This is a genomic window from Pseudomonas sp. B392_1p (genome assembly GCF_052245235.1).
Classification (GTDB): Bacteria; Pseudomonadota; Gammaproteobacteria; order Pseudomonadales; family Pseudomonadaceae; genus Serpens; species Serpens gallinarum.
The window spans coordinates 179896-194552 of the sequence record NZ_JBQPXM010000007.1 but is presented as its reverse complement, the minus strand read 5'-3'; the positions used below and the strand labels follow the sequence as shown (position 1 = coordinate 194552).

13 protein-coding genes and 1 pseudogene are annotated in these 14657 nt (G+C 59.1%); 9 read left to right on the top strand and 5 right to left on the bottom strand.

All coding sequences use genetic code 11. The features are described 5' to 3' along the window. Positions 1 to 20 precede the first annotated feature (20 nt). The 5 genes from fabB to ACTV8E_RS12300 form a co-directional block, all read right to left on the bottom strand. Entirely contained in the window at positions 21 to 1241 is a 1221-nt protein-coding gene (gene fabB, locus ACTV8E_RS12320; protein WP_251836289.1) for a beta-ketoacyl-ACP synthase I, read from the bottom strand. Between the two features lie 11 nt (positions 1242 to 1252). After that, positions 1253 to 1768, bottom strand: coding sequence for a 3-hydroxyacyl-[acyl-carrier-protein] dehydratase FabA (gene fabA / locus ACTV8E_RS12315; protein ID WP_273534954.1), 516 nt, complete (start codon positions 1766 to 1768; stop codon positions 1253 to 1255). A gap of 176 nt (positions 1769 to 1944) precedes the next feature. Beyond that, entirely contained in the window at positions 1945 to 3873 is a 1929-nt protein-coding gene (locus tag ACTV8E_RS12310) for a response regulator (RefSeq protein WP_273534955.1), read from the bottom strand. Further along, a complete protein-coding gene (locus tag ACTV8E_RS12305; protein ID WP_273534956.1) occupies positions 3870 to 4781 on the bottom strand; it encodes an ABC transporter substrate binding protein in 912 nt (303 codons plus the stop codon). Before ACTV8E_RS12305 ends, ACTV8E_RS12310 begins: the two co-directional genes overlap by 4 nt. 5 nt (positions 4782 to 4786) lie before the next feature. Then, positions 4787 to 6790, bottom strand: a complete 2004-nt coding sequence (locus tag ACTV8E_RS12300) for a TonB-dependent receptor plug domain-containing protein (RefSeq protein WP_273534957.1) — start codon at positions 6788 to 6790, stop codon at positions 4787 to 4789. Between the two features lie 140 nt (positions 6791 to 6930). Between ACTV8E_RS12300 and ACTV8E_RS12295 the strand changes: the two genes are divergently transcribed. The 9 genes and pseudogenes from ACTV8E_RS12295 (at position 6931) to ACTV8E_RS12255 (ending at position 14461) form a co-directional block, all read left to right on the top strand. Further along, on the top strand, positions 6931 to 7953 hold the full coding sequence (locus ACTV8E_RS12295; RefSeq protein WP_273534958.1) for an NAD(P)H-dependent glycerol-3-phosphate dehydrogenase: 1023 nt from the start codon (positions 6931 to 6933) through the stop codon (positions 7951 to 7953). Positions 7954 to 8041: 88 nt separating this feature from the next. Continuing rightward, positions 8042 to 8389, top strand: a complete 348-nt coding sequence (locus tag ACTV8E_RS12290) for a DUF4389 domain-containing protein (RefSeq protein ID WP_273534959.1) — start codon at positions 8042 to 8044, stop codon at positions 8387 to 8389. Continuing rightward, entirely contained in the window at positions 8386 to 8847 is a 462-nt protein-coding gene (sixA, locus tag ACTV8E_RS12285) for a phosphohistidine phosphatase SixA (RefSeq protein ID WP_273534960.1), read from the top strand. Before ACTV8E_RS12290 ends, sixA begins: the two co-directional genes overlap by 4 nt. A 109-nt stretch (positions 8848 to 8956) precedes the next feature. Beyond that, positions 8957 to 10609 (top strand): annotated as a pseudogene (locus tag ACTV8E_RS12280) (AMP-binding protein); the annotation flags it as partial. Between the two features lie 34 nt (positions 10610 to 10643). After that, positions 10644 to 11087 (top strand): hotdog fold thioesterase, encoded by a 444-nt coding sequence (locus ACTV8E_RS12275; RefSeq protein ID WP_251836281.1) that lies wholly within the window; start codon positions 10644 to 10646, stop codon positions 11085 to 11087. 182 nt (positions 11088 to 11269) lie between these two features. Further along, entirely contained in the window at positions 11270 to 12070 is an 801-nt protein-coding gene (locus ACTV8E_RS12270; RefSeq protein ID WP_273534961.1) for an alpha/beta fold hydrolase, read from the top strand. Next, positions 12067 to 12930: an alpha/beta fold hydrolase gene (locus tag ACTV8E_RS12265; RefSeq protein ID WP_273534962.1), complete on the top strand. Its 864-nt coding sequence runs from the start codon at positions 12067 to 12069 to the stop codon at positions 12928 to 12930. Before ACTV8E_RS12270 ends, ACTV8E_RS12265 begins: the two co-directional genes overlap by 4 nt. Positions 12931 to 12981: 51 nt before the next feature. Continuing rightward, positions 12982 to 13650, top strand: a complete 669-nt coding sequence (locus ACTV8E_RS12260; RefSeq protein WP_443199679.1) for a glutathione S-transferase family protein — start codon at positions 12982 to 12984, stop codon at positions 13648 to 13650. Between the two features lie 7 nt (positions 13651 to 13657). Continuing rightward, positions 13658 to 14461, top strand: coding sequence for a DUF4892 domain-containing protein (locus ACTV8E_RS12255; RefSeq protein ID WP_273534964.1), 804 nt, complete (start codon positions 13658 to 13660; stop codon positions 14459 to 14461). The last annotated feature ends 196 nt before the right edge of the window (positions 14462 to 14657 follow it).

Genomic DNA, 14657 nt, shown 5'->3' with positions numbered 1-14657 from the left:
ACGTTCATGGCGTGGTGGGCTTACTTGCCCTGCCAGCGCTTGAGTACCAGCGTGGCATTGGTACCGCCAAAGCCGAAGCTGTTGCTCATGATGGTGTCGATCTTGGCATTTTCGACGGTCTTGCGCTGGATCGGCAGGTCGGCGACTTCCGGGTCCAGTTCGTCGATGTTGGCCGAGCCGGCGATGAAGTTACCTTCCATCATCAACATGCAGTAGATGGCTTCCTGCACACCGGCTGCCCCCAGCGAGTGACCCGACAGGCTCTTGGTGGAGCTGATGGCCGGTGCCTTGTCGCCAAACACTTCACGCACCGCGCGGCCTTCGGCGCTGTCGCCAACCGGGGTCGAAGTGCCATGGGTGTTCAGGTAGTCGATTGGTGTGTCGACAGTGGCGAGTGCCTGCTGCATGCAGCGCACCGCGCCTTCGCCGCTCGGGGCAACCATGTCGTAGCCATCGGAGGTGGCGCCGTAGCCGACGATCTCGGCGTAGATCTTGGCGCCGCGTGCCAGAGCGTGCTCGAGCTCCTCGACCACCACCATGCCGCCGCCGCCGGCGATGACGAAACCGTCACGCTTGGCGTCATAGGCGCGGGAGGCCTTTTCCGGCGTCTCGTTGTACTGGGTGGACAGTGCACCCATGGCGTCGAACAGGAAGCTCTGGCTCCAGTGCTCTTCTTCACCGCCGCCGGCAAAGACGATGTCCTGCTTGCCCAGCTGGATTTGTTCCACGGCGTTACCGATGCAGTGGGCACTGGTGGCGCAGGCAGAGGAGATCGAGTAGTTCACGCCTTTGATCTTGAAGGGCGTGGCCAGGCAGGCGGAAACGGTGCTGCCCATGGTGCGCGGTACACGGTATGGGCCGACGCGCTTGACGCCTTTCTCGCGCAGGATGTCCATGGCTTCCATCTGGTTGAAGGTGGATGCGCCGCCGGAGCCGGCGATCAGGCCGGTACGCGTATTGGATACCAGCTCTTCGCTCAGACCGGCATCTGCAATGGCCTGTTGCATGGACAGATAGGCATAGGCCGCCGCGTCGCCCATGAACCGGTAGACCTTGCGGTCGATCAGCTCTTCCAGGTTCAGGTCCACCGAGCCGGAAACCTGGCTGCGCAAGCCCATTTCGGCATAGGACGGGTTGAAACGGATGCCCGGACGGCTTTCGCGCAGGCTGGCGGAAACAGAGGCTTTGTCAGTGCCCAGGCAGGAAACGATGCCCAGACCGGTAATCACGACGCGACGCATGCGGATACCCTTCAAAAATTGTCAGTGGAGGTGAACAGACCGACGCGCAGGCCTTCGGCACTGTAGATTTCGCGGCCATCGACGCTGACAGTACCATCGGCGATGGCGAGGATCAGCGAGCGATTGATGGTGCGCTTGATGTGCAGGTTGTAGGTAACTTTCTTGGCGGTAGGCAGTACTTGGCCGAAGAATTTCACTTCGCCCGAGCCCAGCGCACGGCCTCGCCCAGGGTTGCCCTGCCAGCCGAGGAAAAATCCGACCAGTTGCCACATGGCATCCAGGCCCAAGCAGCCTGGCATGACCGGGTCGCCTTCAAAATGGCAACCGAAGAACCACAAGTCAGGATGAATATCGAGCTCGGCAACAATTTCACCCTTGCCGTATTTGCCGCCATTCTCACTGATATGAGTGATTCGATCGATCATCAGCATGTTCGGAGCGGGCAGTTGAGCATTACCCGGGCCAAACAGCTCACCGCGGCTGCAAAGCAGCAACTCTTCCCGAGTGAATGCGTTCTGTTGTGTCATGCGTGCTCCTCAAAAAAATCCCCTGGCACCTAGTCTGTGCTGGGTCAAGCGTTCTGCCGGCGCAGTCCCTTGGGCGGCTTAGCCTTAGAGACATCCAGCTTGGGATGAAAGTCACAGCGAACAGAGTACAGTTGTTCACTTTAACTGTGCACAAGCTTGTTTGTATTTGGCTTACTTTAGCATTCCTCGCTAACGGCTTTGGTTGGGCAAGGAAGCCAGTGCAGCAGTATTTTATGCAAATCGGTCCGTTTGAAGGGTTTGGCCAGATAATCGTTCATCCCCGCAGCCAGGCAGCGCTCCCGGTCTTCATGCTGGGCGCTGGCAGTCAGGGCGATAATTGGTGTGGCGAAATGTTCTCTCAACTGACGTATGCGTCGGGTTGTTGCATAGCCGTCCAGGTCGGGTAGCTGGCAGTCCATCAAGATGACCGCAAATCGGCCATGCTTGGCCAAGTGCAGGGCCTGCAAGCCATCGCCTGCCATTGTCACCTGATAACCGAGGCTGCGCAGCATGGCCTCGATGACGGTCTGATTGACCGGGTTGTCTTCCACCAGCAGTACGGATTGGCCATGCCCCAGTGGCTCCAGGGTGCTGGGCGGGGGTGTCGGCTGCGCTGATTGCGCAAATGCCAACTCCAGTTCAAGGATGAAGGTAGAGCCCTGTTCCGGCTGACTCTGCGCATATAGCCGGCCTGCCATTCCCTCTGCCAACGTGCGTGCAATGGACAGTCCCAACCCGGTCCCGCCATACCGACGGGAGATCGAATTGTCCGCTTGTTGAAATGGATCGAACATGTTTTCCAGGCGTTCACTGGAAATGCCGATACCTGTGTCATGCACCGCGCAACGAAGGTACAACTGTTGCTCGTTTAGCGCATGCCAGCGAACGTCCACTTGTACGCCGCCACTCTCGGTGAACTTCAACGCATTACCCAGCAGGTTGACCAGAATTTGCCGAATGCGCGTTGGGTCTCCGTAGACTTCCAGGCCTTGCAAGCTCGGTTGCGCAGTGAGCGCCAGGCTCAGCTGTTGTTTGTAGGCGGAGTGCCGGAAGGCTTGTAGCGTGTCTTGAAGCAACTCTTCCAGCTTGAAAGGAATGGATTCAAAGTGCAGAGCGCCGCGCTCGAGGCGTGAAAAGTCGAGGATATCGTTGATCACTCTGAGCAGATGTTCGGTGGACTGGTTGGCCAGCGCTGTGTATTCAGCCTGTTCACAGTTCATGTCAGTGGTTTCCAGCAGCTGCAACATGCCCAGCACGCCATTCATCGGGGTTCGCAGTTCGTGGCTCATCATGGCCAGAAATTCTGACTTGGTGCGGTTGGCTGCTTCAGCCTCTTCTCGCGCCTCGACCAGCTCACCAATGATCTGCCGCTGATCTTGGCTGGCCTGATCAAGGGCTGAAGCCAACTGGTTTATGTGCCGACTCAGGTCGCCGAGTTCCCGCTGGCGAGGCTCAGCCAAGGGCGTCGCATAGTCGCCTTTCTCGATGGCTTGCAACGCACGGCCCATTGCACTGATCGGTTTGGACAGGCTGCTTGCCAAGCGCCGGGCCAGCCATAACGTGCAGGCCAGCGCGAATATGGCCAACAGGCCGGCGCGCAGGAGCAGGTGTTGCTGGCGTTGGGAAACGGCATCGGTGGTCATGTAGACGTTCACCCAGCCCACTTGATCGTCGCTGCTGGATGCCTTGGCAGCAGGCTGGAACAGAAAGGGGTCGTGCAAGAGGATTTTTTGTCGGCGGATTGGCGCCCGAAAAAACAGCTGACGATCCACCGTTTCGGTGGGGGGCGTGCCCGCATGAGCCAGCAGTCTTTCCTGGCGATTGAGCACTTCCACATAGCGCACATGAGGCGTACTCAGAGTGGCCTTGAGAAGGCCGTCGAGTACCGCCACGTTGCCGGTGATGACGCCATATTCTACTGCCGGGGCCAACTGGTTAGCGATCAGTTGGCCAGTGTCATTAAGCTCAATGCGCAGCTCATGCAGCCGGGTAAAGGTGAAATACAAGGTCAGCATCACGCCCAACAACAGGGCCGGGACCAAGCTGACCAATAAAGTATGAGTGTGAATATTGCTGTGATACCAACCCTTTCCCCAACTTTTCATGGGGTGATCTCCAAGTGTTGCAGGCGGTTGACCAGAGCGTGTTTATCGCCGAGCGAAATGCCGAGCGACCGGCCAACTTGCAGGTTGCGCATAATCTGGAAGGATTCGGGATAAATGCTGGCGGGCCAGCTTAGCGGATCGCGATCAAGCAACTGATTGATGCTTTTCAGCCAGTCTTCCTGATTGCTGTAGGTGCTGGCCAGGCTTCCTGCGCGGATAAAAGCGGCGGTTGGGCCAATCAGGGGAATGCGCCGGCCATAACTGCTCAGGAGCAGGGTCTTGATGGTAGAGGAATTGTACAGTTGGGCGTCATCCAGGCCGAACAGCACATCGCTGTGATCGAGCACGCGGTGCAACGGACGTGTGTCGTTGCTGTTGGGCCAGAACTGGGCATTGATCTGGAGTCCATGATCCGATGCGGCCTGGCGAAGCTCATTGACCAAAAAGCCACTGTCATTGCCATAGAGCACGCCGATTCGCTGGCCGTGGGGCAGCGCTTCACGAATCAGGTTCAATTGGCGAGCAAGCGGTGGATCGCTCCAGAGCAGAATGATGCCAGGCGGTTCGCGCTTGTCGAGAATCTTGCGTGCCTGTACTCGGCTGACTTGCAGCACGATGGTGGGAGGGCCTTGAACGGAGCGTTGCCTCCAGTCGAGTAATTGCGGACCGATAAGGATCAGACGGCTGTCGTGATTCATTTGCGCGCTGGGAGGCAGTTCGTGGGTGGCGATAAAGCGCACCCGGTCCTGGGGCCTGGCTACGGTCAGGCTGTCGATGAACGCCTGCATGGCCGGGCCGTTGCTATAGGCCGCAACCGTTATATCGAGCGCTCTGGCCGTTGCTAGCCAGAGCATCAGCCCCAGAAGCAGGCATAGATTGACTTGTTTCTTCCCTGAAAATGTTGGCATGTCGACTAGATTTCCAGTCCCGCTGACAGCCAGAAGACATGTCGCTGCCTGTAATTGGTGTTTCTTCCTCCGAGGTGGTTGTCGTCGAGGCGTTGCTGCCAGGTACCGCTTAGCGTCGTCTGGGTCGAACCGACCTGCAGGCGTTTGGAAACATATAAATCGACTCGCTCGAAACGCAGGGTATTGAGGCTGTTGGCTCCCAGGTAAGTCAGGCCGCTGTTCCAGCCCCGGCTCCAGTCACGCAGCCAGCTCAAAGAACCGCTGTGTCGCGGGGTCAGCTCGCTATCGTAGTGATGGGTAGCCTCGAATTCGATATAGGCGTAGCTCAACCGGAGGCGGTCACGTAAACCGAGTCGCCAGTCGCCTTCAGCTTCCCAGCCCTTGAAGCTCAGACGGTCGTCATTGCCAGGGCTGAAATTGCCAATTTCAGGCCAGTGGGTGATCAGGTCAGTGATGTCTTCGTTAAACAGGCGCAAATCAAGGTGCAGGCCCAAGCTGGAAAAGTGGCCGTTGTAACCCAGTTCCCGAGAAATGATCCGTTCTTGCACCAAGCCGCCAGAAACTTTGCTGCGCGCCGGGTAATACATCGCTGTCTGGCCCATGATGGCTGGAGTGAGGTCGCGTATGTAGAACTGCCAATCGGCCGCTTCCTCAAACATGTCCGGCGAGCGTACCGCCTCGGAGTAAACCACACGAATGCCATGGCCTGGATAGAACAAGTAGTTGAGAGCCAGGCGCGGCGATAGCGAGTCGCCGATCATGCTGTCATCTTCGTACATGGCGCCGCCCTGCAGTAGCCAGTGACGATTCATGTACCACTCGAACTGGCCGAATAATCTGACAATGTCCTTGCTGCGTGAGCCGTTGAAAAATGTTTCCGAGTCAACTGCGTCGTGACGATAGCCTGCACCGCTGATAATACGCAGGTTGTCCGATAGGCTGAGAATGTCTTGGATTTCCAGGTCGTAGCGGGTTTCCCGGCTGTTTTTGTTAATTAAGCCGCAGGAATATGCAGGGGCAGACAGGCCCGTTTCGAAGCAAGCACGCCATTCCTGAAGGCGTTCCCAATGTTGCGCCGCGCCAAGTACAGACAGGCTGTGATGGGGAGACAAGTCGAGATTCCAGCGTAGGCTGGCGGCGTAGTCGCGGGCTTGGATTTCAGTTCGTGGTGCCTGCGCAGCAACTATGGCTGCGTCCTCATGGGTTGCGTGATTTTTGAAAAGAGCATCGCCCGTGATGAGTTCATAGTTGGGCTCTTGATTAATACCGTCCTTCAACGCCAGTTGCCAGTCAAAGGAATGTTGGCTATTCAGCTCATGATTGGCACGTAGATTAAAGCGCGACAGGCGCTGACTATCGGGAAAGTCATTGCCACGACGATCCAAGTCGAAGCGATCATGATCGAATCCCGAGAGTGAGACGCGCATGGCGCCGTTTTCCCAGCCGAAACCCTGCCGGGCGTACCAGTCTTCGATGCCCCGCTTACCGGTGGTGTAGGACAGCCGGCTACCCTGACTGTCGCTCGGTTTCTGAGTAATGATATTAATCACGCCCAGCAGGGCGTTGGCTCCATAGCTGACCGTGTTGGGGCCACGAAACACCTCGATGCGCTCGATATCTTCCAGCGCCACGGGAATGTCCACCCAGTCGACCTGCGCCAGCGCCGGGCGATACACCGAGCGACCATCCACCAGAACTTGCAGGCGCCGCGCGCCCGCGCCCAGGCCTCCGTGGTAGTTAACATTAGTGGCACTGCCTTCCGGAATAACAAGCATCCCCGGCACCAGACGCAGCAGTTCGGTCAGCTCCCGCGCGCCGCTGGCCTGGATCAACTGTCGATCGATTACGCTGATACTGCCCGGCACCGCCGCTGGGGCCTGATGCAGACGAGTGGCGGTGAGAACCTCGGGAAGCGGCGGGTTATCGAGAAACAATTCATAGGCGCCAGCCAGACTGCTTGCTGACAGGCCGAACACAAGGGAAGCGAGGCGCAATGCGTGGTTGGGCAAGGGGAGAGCTCAGGCCAAAAAAACAGGCGGGCATGTTAACCGAGTCCGATGGTTTTTTCCGGTAGGCCAGTGGCTGGTCGTGGCAGGTTGTCACCGTATAATGCCCGGTATTGCCACCCGGTGGCTGGAGATGGAAACGAATGACAGTACAACAACCCATAGCAGTGATCGGCGGCGGCAGCTTTGGAACGGCCATAGCCAATCTGCTGGCGGAAAACGGCCAGGCTGTGCATCTGTGGATGCGCGATCCTGAGCAGGCCGAGGCGATTCGTAGCAACCGCGAGAACCCGCGTTATCTGAAAGGGGTAAGGATTCTCGACGGCGTTCAACCGACCAGTGATCTGCCAGCCACGCTCGCCGCCTGCGAGCTGGTATTTGTGGCGCTGCCGTCCAGTGCCTTGCGCCAGGCCCTGCAGCCGGTTTGCGCAGCGTTGACCGGGAAAATGCTGGTGAGTACCACTAAGGGCATCGAGGCGCAGAGCTTCAAGCTGATGAGCCAGATCCTTGAGGAAATCGCCCCGGATGCGCGCATCGGCGTGCTATCGGGCCCGAATCTGGCGCGCGAAGTGGCCGAGCATGCGCTGACTGCTTCGGTGATTGCCAGCGAAGACGAGGCACTGTGTCGTAAGGTGCAGGAAACCCTGCACGGGCGGACGTTTCGCGTCTACGCCAGCCGAGACCGCTTCGGTGTCGAGCTGGGTGGCGCATTGAAAAACGTCTACGCGATCATGTCCGGCATGGCTGCGGCACTGGGTATGGGTGAAAACACCAAAAGCATGCTGATCACCCGCGCCTTGGCGGAGATGACCCGCTTCGCCGTGAACCTGGGCGCTAACCCGATGACCTTCCTGGGCCTGGCCGGCGTGGGTGACCTGATTGTCACCTGTTCCTCGCCAAAGAGCCGCAATTATCAAGTGGGCCATGCGCTAGGCGAAGGCTTGAGCCTGGAAAACGCGGTTGGGCGTATCGGCGAAGTGGCCGAAGGGGTAAATACCATAAAGGTCCTCAAGGCCAAGGCCGATGAGTTGCAGGTCTATATGCCGCTGGTGACCGGCCTGCATGCCATTTTGTTCGAGGGACGTACACTGGAACAGGTCATCGAGGCTCTGATGAGTGGTGAACCCAAAACGGATGTGGATTTCATTTCAGCCAGCGGTTTTTAGCCGGCCGTAGAAGCTCGGCGGGTAGTTCACACAAAGTGCCTGCCGGAGCGTGCAATGTGCTGACAGTCATCTATTAGGAGTTTTTTCCATGCAAGACCCCAAAGCCGAACTGCAGCGCGAAGCGCTGCTGCTGCGCATCCTCTGGATGGTGTTTTTCATGATTGTCTGGCAGCTGGCTGAACTGCTGCTACTCGGCGTGGTGCTGGTCCAGTTGGGTTTCAGGCTGGTAAAGGGCGCGCCCAAGCGCAGCGTCATGGATTTTGGCGACAGCCTGAGCCAGTACCTGGCGCAAATTGGCCGCTTCGGGACCTTCCACAGCGAGATCAAGCCGTGGCCCTTTGCCGACTGGCCTGCTCCCCGTGAACCGCAGTGCGAAACCGAGCCAGCCGTGACTTCTGCTCCTGCACAGGCTGCCGAGGCGCAGCCCAAGCCATGAAGCTTTGGTTGATGCGCCATGGCCAGGCGGTACAACAGGCGCCGCGCGATGCGTTGCGTGCACTGACGCAGCATGGATGTCAGGAGGCTCTCGACAGTGCCGGTCAGCTGTTGGGTCGACCCTTGCAGGCCATACTGGTGAGCCCTTTTGTGCGCGCCCGACAAACAGCGGATAGGGTCTGCCAGGCGCTGGATTATCGCGGCATCATTGAAATCCATGACTGGCTGGCGCCCGACAGCGACGTCAGGCATGCGCTGGATAGGTTGGCCGAACGCCAAGAAGACGAACTTCTGCTGGTCAGCCATCAGCCGTTGGTGGGCGCGTTGGCCGGTCTTCTGATGCATGGGCATCGCCAAGCGCCACTGCCCATGCAAACGGGAAGTCTGGCTGGGTTGGAAGGAGAAATGATACTGGCCGGAGGGCTGATTCTGAGCCATCTGCATCACCCTCACTGCTGATCGACGGCAGCAACCTTGTTGCGTGCCGCTTGCACAAACGCCTCCTGCGTGGAATATTCGACCAAGCAAGTGCTTGGTTGCTTATAAAAATAAAAAAGGAGGAATCCTCGTGGCTATGGTGCAACGATTGCCGCTCGACGCGTTTTATCAGCGTGAAACCACTCATCCCCATAAACGCTACATGGTCCAGCCGCAAGTCGGAGGGCAGATCGAAGAATTGAGCTGGGCCCAGGTCGGAAATCAGGCTCGACGTGCCGCAGCCTGGTTGCGCGCCCAGGAGCTGGAGCCGGGCAGTCGCATCGCAATCATCTCGAAAAACTGCGCACACTGGATTATTGCCGACCTGGCGATCTGGATGGCGGGGCATGTGTCGGTGCCGTTGTACCCCAACCTCACGGCCGAATCGGTCCGTCAGATACTTGAGCATTCGGAAAGCGTGCTGGCTTTTATCGGCAAGCTGGATGATTGGCCAGCCATGTCCGGCGGCGTTCCGGAAGGTGTGCCCACGGTAGGTCTGCCGTTGCGCCCAGCGGGTCGTTTCGACAGCCTGTGGAGCGATCTGCAAGCGTTTGAGCCCATCAGCGACAACCCGCAGCCAGCGGCCGACCAATTAGCCACGATCATCTATACGTCTGGCACCACCGGCATGCCCAAAGGGGTGATGCACACCTTCGCCAACTTCGGCTACACCGGCAGCCAGGCCGTGGAACTATTCGATGTAGGCGCCGATGACCGGGTGTTGTCCTATCTGCCGCTATGCCATGTGGCCGAACGCATGTTCGTACAAATGGTATCGATCTACGCAGGGCAATCGATTTTCTTTGCCGAAAGCCTGGACACCTTCGTTCACGATATTCGCCGCGCTCGGCCCACAGTGTTTTTCGGTGTTCCCCGTATTTGGGGCAAATTCCAGATGGGTGTGTTCAGCAAGTTGCCGCCCAAGAAACTTGATCGGCTGCTGAAGATCCCGTTCCTGGGACGGGTGATGGCGCGCAAAGTGCTGGCCGGTTTGGGCCTTGATGCGGTGCGCTATGCCATGTCCGGCGGGGCGCCGGTGCCGGATGCGCTGGTGGACTGGTATCAGCGATTGGGCCTGGAAATCCTCGAAGTCTATGGCATGACCGAAAACTGCGGTTATTCCCACGTAGGTCGGCCGGGGAGCCGTAAATCCGGCTGGATCGGCCAGAGCAATCCCGGTGTGGACGTACGCATCAGTGAGCAGGGTGAAGTTCAGGTGCGCAGCGGCTCCGTCACCCAAGGTTATTACAAGCAACCGCAACTGACTGCAGAAACCATCACCGAGGATGGCTTCCTACGCACCGGCGACAAGGGCGAACAGGACGGCGACGGTTACCTGCGCCTGACCGGACGAATCAAGGAAATTTTCAAGACCAGCAAGGGTAAGTACGTCGCGCCGGCGCCCATCGAGAATCGCCTGGCGGCACATTCGGAGATCGAACAGGTGTGCGTGGTGGGTGATGGCCTGCCGCAGCCGATCGCGTTGTGCGTATTGTCCGAGGCCGGGCGCAAGGAGCTGCGAGAGTCGTTGCAGGGCAGCTTGGTGGAGTTGCTGGAAAGGATCAACGACAGCCTCGACAAGCATGAGAGATTGCGTGCGCTTATCGTGATCGATGACGTATGGGCGGTGGAGAACGGCTTTCTTACTCCCACCCTGAAAATCAAGCGGGCCGTCATTGAAGGCGTCTACGGGCCACGTTTCCACGAATGGATGGAGTACGGCACGCCGGTTCATTGGCATGATGAATCCGATAAGTCGCACACACAGGAGCGTTCCCATGGCAATTTGGCGTCAAACCCCCAATCCTGAGCAACTCACTGCGGCGTTAGAAAACACCATAGGTGAAGTGCTGGATATCCGTTTCGAGGCGTTCGATGACGAGACCCTCACCGCCAGCATGGCGGTGGATAAGCGCACCCATCAACCTTATGGCCTGCTGCATGGCGGCGCCTCGGTCGTGCTGGCGGAAACGGTAGGCTCGATGGCCAGTTACCTGTGTATCGATCCCGAGCGCTTTTACTGCGTCGGCCTGGAGGTGAATGCCAATCACCTACGCGGCCTGCGCAGCGGTCGGGTGACGGCCGTGGCGCGGGCGGTGCATCTGGGCCGTACGACCCATGTGTGGGATATTCGTCTGAGCGGCGAGGACCGCAAAGCCAGCTGTATTTCTCGGCTTACTGTTGCTGTAGTCCCCCATGGAGAAGCGCCGCCAAAGACATGATGTGGAAGGGGGATTTGGCCGAAGGTGCACATGTAACCCGGTGGTTGACGCTGGGTTGGCAGCCAGTGATGGCCTTGCCGGCGCATTTTGGCCATAGAGCCCTGCTGATGGGCGCTTATGGTCATTGTTGCGTCGAACGTCACTGCTGACAATTCGCCTTCGACTGCCAGTGGCCATTCCTCATGTCTGACACCCTGTTCTTTGCCCATGCCAACGGTTTTCCCTCAGCCACCTACGGCAAGCTGTTTGCCGCCCTGGAACCGGACTATCGCGTCCATCATCTGGAGCAGCACGCTCACGATCCACGCTTCCCGGTGAATGACAATTGGGAAAATCTGGTTGCCGAGCTGCTCTATCACCTGGAAACCTTGGATGAGCCTGTGTGGGGCGTTGGTCATTCGCTGGGGGGCGTGCTGCACTATCATGCAGCGTTACGCCGCCCGGAGCTCTATCGGGGCCTGGTGCTGCTTGATTCACCATTGCTGACCCTGCCTGACCGTTGGCTGGTGCGCGCGGCCAAGCGTTTTGGCTTCATTGATCGACTGACGCCGGCAGGGCGTACCCTGGGCCGGCGCGAAGCCTTTGCTGATCACGCCGAGGCGCAGGCTTATTTTGCCGGCAAGCGTTTGTTCAGGCGTTTCGATCCCGACTGCTTGGACGACTACGTTCGCCATGGCCTGACTCCCTGCGAGCAGGGACTGCGCTTGAAATTTGATCCTGCCACTGAAATCGGTATCTACCGCAGCGTGCCCCATAGCAATCCTGGCCGCGCACCGCACTTGGCTGTGCCGCTGGCCATGGTCCGCGGGCAACATAGCCGTACCGTGCTGCCTCATCAGATCCGCCAGGTGCGGCGTATGCCAAGGGGCGAGTCGCTGTCATTGCCGGGCGGGCATATGTTTCCCCTTGAACAACCGCAGGCAACCGCCGAGCTGATTCGCGGCCTGTTCCAACGTTGGACGAACGAGAGAGCAATTCCATGAGTGCCAAGGTCGAGGAAATTCGTTTAAACCTGCCGCATATCGAGCTGGCGGCTCATCTTTATGGCCCGGAAGACGGCAAACCAGTGCTGGCCCTGCATGGCTGGCTGGATAACGCCGCCAGCTTCAGCCGTCTGGCGCCGAAGCTGGAGGGGTTGCGCATCGTGGCGCTGGATTTTGCCGGACACGGCCATTCCGGACACCGCGCGCCCGGCGCGAGCTACCTGCTCTGGGATTACGCCCTCGATGTCTTGATGGTTGCTGAGCAATTGGGCTGGCAGCGTTTTTCCCTGCTCGGTCACTCCATGGGCGCTATCGTATCCGTGCTGCTGGCGGCCGCCATGCCTCAGCGCATCGAGCGCCTGGCGTTGATCGATGGCCTGGTGCCCTATGTTGGCGAAGCGGATCGCTCCCCCGAAAAGCTTGGCGAAGCCTTGCAGGCGCAGCTCGACCTGCGCGCCAAGCGTAAACCGGTGTATGCCCAAATCGAACGTGCCGTGGATGCCCGCATGCAGGGTGTCGGCGCAGTCAGTCGTGAAGCCGCCGAGCTGCTGGCCGGTCGCGGGTTGATGCCAACTGCGGGCGGTTACACCTGGCGCACCGATGCGCGACTGACCCTGCCCAGCCCGGTGCGGCTGACCCGTGCCCATGCGAAGGCGTTTGTCGAAGCGCTGCAATGCCCGGTCGATCTCGTCCTGGCCGAGCAGGGTATGTTGAACGGCGAGCCGTTGTTGCGTGCTTGGCTGGATCATCTGCCACTCAAGGTGCATCGTCTGGCCGGAGGGCATCATCTGCATTTGGATGACGAGGCCGGCGCGCAATTGGTAGCAGACTGTTTCAATCGTGCTTTCCAGACGCCTTGACTTGCCCGTGGCAAGTGGCGAGGCTGGGCACATTGCCACGGGAGAGCTCCTATGATCGATCTGTACACCGCCGCCACGCCCAATGGCCACAAGATTTCCATCGCCCTGGAGGAACTGGGGCTGGATTATGAAACTCATGTGCTGAGTTTCGACAAGCAGGAACAAAAGTCCCCTGAATTCCTGAAGATCAACCCCAATGGCCGGATCCCGGCCATTGTTGACCGTGACAACGATAATTTTGCAGTTTTTGAATCCGGCGCGATTCTGCTCTACCTGGCGGAGAAAACCGGACGACTTTTGCCTGCAGATGTGAAAGGCCGCTCGACGGTCATCCAATGGCTGATGTTCCAGATGGGCGGGGTCGGTCCCATGCAGGGCCAGGCCAACGTGTTTTACCGCTACTTTCCGGAAAAACTGCCGAGCGCCATCGAGCGTTACCAGCACGAGACACGACGTTTGTACCAGGTGCTGGATGGGCGGCTGGCTCAGGTCGACTACCTGGCCGGTGACTACAGCATTGCCGATATTGCCACCTATCCCTGGGTGAGCGTGCATGAGTGGGCCGGCGTGCCGGTCGATGGCCTCGATCATCTGCAGCGCTGGATGAGCGCTATGGCGGCTCGCCCGGCGGTTCAACGCGGCCTGGAAATTCCCCCGCGCAGTGATCGCGGCAATGAAGACGAGCAGGTGAAATCTGCCCAAACCATGCTGATGCGCTGAGGGCCGAATGCGTCTTTTCCTAGTGATGGCTTCGGCCTTGTATAGCGTTTCCCTGCTGGCCGACGTACCGGGCAGTCACGATCTGGATGAACTGCCGCGGTATCCCCGCGCGGAAATCGTCGATTTCACCCACCAGGCCAGCGAAGAGCGGCTATACCCGCAAAGCTCGATCAGCCGTATCAGTGGCCGCTTGCGTTACGAGCGTGCCGTGATAGCCCAGGGCGACTTGACCAGAGTCACCTATCGCTTGCCCACGGAGGGCGCTTCGAAAGAGGCCTTCACAGCTGCCCGACTGGCTTTGATGGAGCAGGGCGCGCATTTGCTCTACTGGTGCGAGGCGCGCGACTGCGGCTCCAGCAGCCTGTGGGCCAATTCGGTCTTCGGCAATGCCACCTTGTATGGCCCTGATGGGCAGCAAGCCTATGCGCTGTTGCGGCAGGCCGAGCCCAAGGAGGACAGCCTTATAGCGCTCTATGCGATCACCCGTGGCAACCGCCGCGCCTACCTGCATGCCGAACGACTGGACGCACAAGCCGAGCTGGGTGTGTTGTTGCCGACACCGGCCACGTTGCAATTGCAGCTGCGCGAAGTGGGTGAGCTGGATCTGGGGTTGCTTGAAGGGGAGCCGAACCAGACCTGGGTAGAGGTGCTGGTGCGGATGCTCAACCTGGATACCACCGCTCGCGTCCGACTGTCCGGCAGTAATTCAGCGGCCTGGCGCGATGCGCTGGTGGCTCGGGGCGTTCTGACTACCCGCTTGGAAGTGGGCAAAACCTCCGGCGATGGCCTGCACGTCGAGTTGTTGCGTTGATGGGCTGAAATCCTCGGCAACCCAACAGGCTTGTCAAACGCCGAGCAGCCGCTTTGGCATATTTTTCAACGGCCTGGCAAGAGGTCCGGAAAATAGCCGAGCACACTGTGTAGACTCCGTATCTTGTCATGGGCGGCCTTCCTGGCCGTCCGCGATTCTTCCCTTATTGCCGTTGACGCCCACGTGCGCAGGTCCC

Bases quoted from the DNA above. Each gene is read 5' to 3' on its own strand.
- fabA (WP_273534954.1), bottom strand. From the start codon at position 1,768: ATGACACAACAGAACGCATTCACTCGGGAAGAGTTGCTGCTTTGCAGC.
- ACTV8E_RS12265 (WP_273534962.1), top strand. From the start codon at position 12,067: ATGAGTGCCAAGGTCGAGGAAATTCGTTTAAACCTGCCGCATATCGAG.
- fabB (WP_251836289.1), bottom strand. From the start codon at position 1,241: ATGCGTCGCGTCGTGATTACCGGTCTGGGCATCGTTTCCTGCCTGGGC.
- ACTV8E_RS12270 (WP_273534961.1), top strand. From the start codon at position 11,270: ATGTCTGACACCCTGTTCTTTGCCCATGCCAACGGTTTTCCCTCAGCC.
- ACTV8E_RS12260 (WP_443199679.1), top strand. From the start codon at position 12,982: ATGATCGATCTGTACACCGCCGCCACGCCCAATGGCCACAAGATTTCC.
- ACTV8E_RS12275 (WP_251836281.1), top strand. From the start codon at position 10,644: ATGGCAATTTGGCGTCAAACCCCCAATCCTGAGCAACTCACTGCGGCG.
- ACTV8E_RS12255 (WP_273534964.1), top strand. From the start codon at position 13,658: ATGCGTCTTTTCCTAGTGATGGCTTCGGCCTTGTATAGCGTTTCCCTG.
- ACTV8E_RS12290 (WP_273534959.1), top strand. From the start codon at position 8,042: ATGCAAGACCCCAAAGCCGAACTGCAGCGCGAAGCGCTGCTGCTGCGC.
- sixA (WP_273534960.1), top strand. From the start codon at position 8,386: ATGAAGCTTTGGTTGATGCGCCATGGCCAGGCGGTACAACAGGCGCCG.
- ACTV8E_RS12305 (WP_273534956.1), bottom strand. From the start codon at position 4,781: ATGCCAACATTTTCAGGGAAGAAACAAGTCAATCTATGCCTGCTTCTG.
- ACTV8E_RS12310 (WP_273534955.1), bottom strand. From the start codon at position 3,873: ATGAAAAGTTGGGGAAAGGGTTGGTATCACAGCAATATTCACACTCAT.
- ACTV8E_RS12295 (WP_273534958.1), top strand. From the start codon at position 6,931: ATGACAGTACAACAACCCATAGCAGTGATCGGCGGCGGCAGCTTTGGA.